The sequence below is a fragment of the Kitasatospora kazusensis genome, from assembly GCF_039529945.1.
Lineage (GTDB): Bacteria > Actinomycetota > Actinomycetes > Streptomycetales > Streptomycetaceae > Kitasatospora > Kitasatospora kazusensis.
In genome coordinates, this window is the sequence record NZ_BAAANT010000097.1 from 1 (window position 1) to 3,167 (window position 3,167).

Annotated in this window: 1 rRNA gene; it reads right to left on the reverse strand. The window is 56.8% G+C overall.

What is annotated here, in order from left to right:
* Positions 1 to 2 precede the first annotated feature (2 nt).
* Positions 3 to 3,125 (reverse strand): 23S ribosomal RNA (locus tag ABD330_RS31925).
* Positions 3,126 to 3,167 lie beyond the last annotated feature (42 nt).

Sequence of the window (3,167 nt, forward strand, 5' to 3'; positions counted from 1 at the left end):
CTGAGGACAAGCCCTCGGCCTATTAGTACCGGTCAGCTCCACCCCTTACAGGGCTTCCACATCCGGCCTATCAACCCAGTCGTCTACTGGGAGCCTTACCCTCTCAAGGAGGTGGGAACACTCATCTCGAAGCAGGCTTCCCGCTTAGATGCTTTCAGCGGTTATCCCTCCCGAACGTAGCCAACCAGCCATGCCCTTGGCAGGACAACTGGCACACCAGAGGTTCGTCCGTCCCGGTCCTCTCGTACTAGGGACAGCCCTTCTCAATATTCCTACGCGCACAGCGGATAGGGACCGAACTGTCTCACGACGTTCTAAACCCAGCTCGCGTACCGCTTTAATGGGCGAACAGCCCAACCCTTGGGACCTACTCCAGCCCCAGGATGCGACGAGCCGACATCGAGGTGCCAAACCATCCCGTCGATATGGACTCTTGGGGAAGATCAGCCTGTTATCCCCGGGGTACCTTTTATCCGTTGAGCGACGGCGCTTCCACAAGCCACCGCCGGATCACTAGTCCCTGCTTTCGCACCTGCTCGACCCGTCGGTCTCACAGTCAAGCTCCCTTGTGCACTTACACTCAACACCTGATTGCCAACCAGGCTGAGGGAACCTTTGGGCGCCTCCGTTACTCTTTAGGAGGCAACCGCCCCAGTTAAACTACCCACCAGACACTGTCCCTGATCCGGATCACGGACCCAGGTTAGACATCCAGCACGACCAGAGTGGTATTTCAACGACGACTCCACAACAACTGGCGTTGCTGCTTCAAAGTCTCCCACCTATCCTACACAAGCCGAACCGAACACCAATATCAAGCTATAGTAAAGGTCCCGGGGTCTTTCCGTCCTGCTGCGCGAAACGAGCATCTTTACTCGTAATGCAATTTCACCGGGCCTATGGTTGAGACAGTCGAGAAGTCGTTACGCCATTCGTGCAGGTCGGAACTTACCCGACAAGGAATTTCGCTACCTTAGGATGGTTATAGTTACCACCGCCGTTTACTGGCGCTTAAGTTCTCAGCTTCGCCGTGACGAATCACGACTAACCGGTCCCCTTAACGTTCCAGCACCGGGCAGGCGTCAGTCCGTATACATCGCCTTACGGCTTCGCACGGACCTGTGTTTTTAGTAAACAGTCGCTTCTCGCTGGTCTCTGCGGCCGGCCCCAGCTCAGAGAGCAAGTCTCCTCACCAGTTCCGGCCCCCCTTCTCCCGAAGTTACGGGGGCATTTTGCCGAGTTCCTTAACCATAGTTCACCCGAACGCCTCGGTATTCTCTACCTGACCACCTGAGTCGGTTTGGGGTACGGGCCGCCATGAAACTCGCTAGAGGCTTTTCTCGACAGCATAGGATCATCCACTTCACCACAATCGGCTCGGCATCAGGTCTCAGCCTTAATGAGTGACGGATTTGCCTATCACTCGGCCTACACCCTTACCCCGGGACAACCACCGCCCGGGCTGGACTACCTTCCTGCGTCACCCCATCGCTCACCTACTACCCTGTTGGGTCAGCGGCTCCACCACGTCCCATTGTCCGAAGACTCCGGGCCGGCTTCGCGGCTTTAGCATTCAGAGGTTCGACGTTGGCGCTTCAAAGCGGGTACGGGAATATCAACCCGTTGTCCATCGACTACGCCTGTCGGCCTCGCCTTAGGTCCCGACTTACCCTGGGCAGATCAGCTTGACCCAGGAACCCTTGGTCAATCGGCGCAAGAGTTTCCCACTCTTGTATCGCTACTCATGCCTGCATTCTCACTCGTGAACCGTCCACAACTGGATTCCTCCGCTGCTTCACCCGGCACACGACGCTCCCCTACCCATCACAGCCCCCGTTGGGGGTATTGCTGCAATGACACGACTTCGGTGGTGTGCTTGAGCCCCGCTACATTGTCGGCGCGGAATCACTTGACCAGTGAGCTATTACGCACTCTTTCAAGGATGGCTGCTTCTAAGCCAACCTCCTGGTTGTCTGTGCGACTCCACATCCTTTCCCACTTAGCACACGCTTAGGGACCTTAGTCGGTGTTCTGGGCTGTTTCCCTCTCGACCATGGAGCTTATCCCCCACAGTCTCACTGCCACGCTCTCACTTACCGGCATTCGGAGTTTGGCTAAGGTCAGTAACCCGTTGAGGCCCATCGCCTATCCAGTGCTCTACCTCCGGCAAGAAACACGTGACGCTGCACCTAAATGCATTTCGGGGAGAACCAGCTATCACGGAGTTTGATTGGCCTTTCACCCCTAACCACAGGTCATCCCCCAGGTTTTCAACCCTGGTGGGTTCGGTCCTCCACACGGTCTTACCCGCGCTTCAACCTGCCCATGGCTAGATCACTCCGCTTCGGGTCTTGGGCGTGCAACTCAGTCGCCCTATTCGGACTCGCTTTCGCTACGGCTACCCCACACGGGTTAACCTCGCTACACACCGCAAACTCGCAGGCTCATTCTTCAAAAGGCACGCAGTCACGAGACACACGAGTAAACTCGGTGTCCGACGCTCCCACGGCTTGTAGGCACACGGTTTCAGGTACTATTTCACTCCGCTCCCGCGGTACTTTTCACCATTCCCTCACGGTACTATCCGCTATCGGTCACTAGGGAATATTTAGGCTTAGCGGGTGGTCCCGCCAGATTCACACGGAATTTCTCGGGCTCCGTGCTACTTGGGAGAAGCTCAAGTGAGCCGCTGATGTTTCGTCTACGGGGGTCTTACCCTCTACGCCGGACCTTTCGCATGTCCTTCGACTACACCAACGGTTTCTGACTCACCGACCGGCCGGCAGACCGGTCAAGAACTTTCCCACGACCCCGCATTGGCAACCCCTGCCGGGTCTCACACCAATACGGTTTAGCCTCATCCGGTTTCGCTCGCCACTACTCCCGGAATCACGGTTGTTTTCTCTTCCTGAGGGTACTGAGATGTTTCACTTCCCCTCGTTCCCTCCACACACCCTATGTGTTCAGATGTGGGTGACAGCCCATGACGACTGCCGGGTTTCCCCATTCGGAAACCCCCGGATCAAAGCCTGGTTGACGGCTCCCCGGGGACTATCGTGGCCTCCCACGTCCTTCATCGGTTCCTAGTGCCAAGGCATCCACCGTGCGCCCTTAAAAACTTGGCCACAGATGCTCGCGTCCACTGTGCAGTTCTCAAACAACGACCG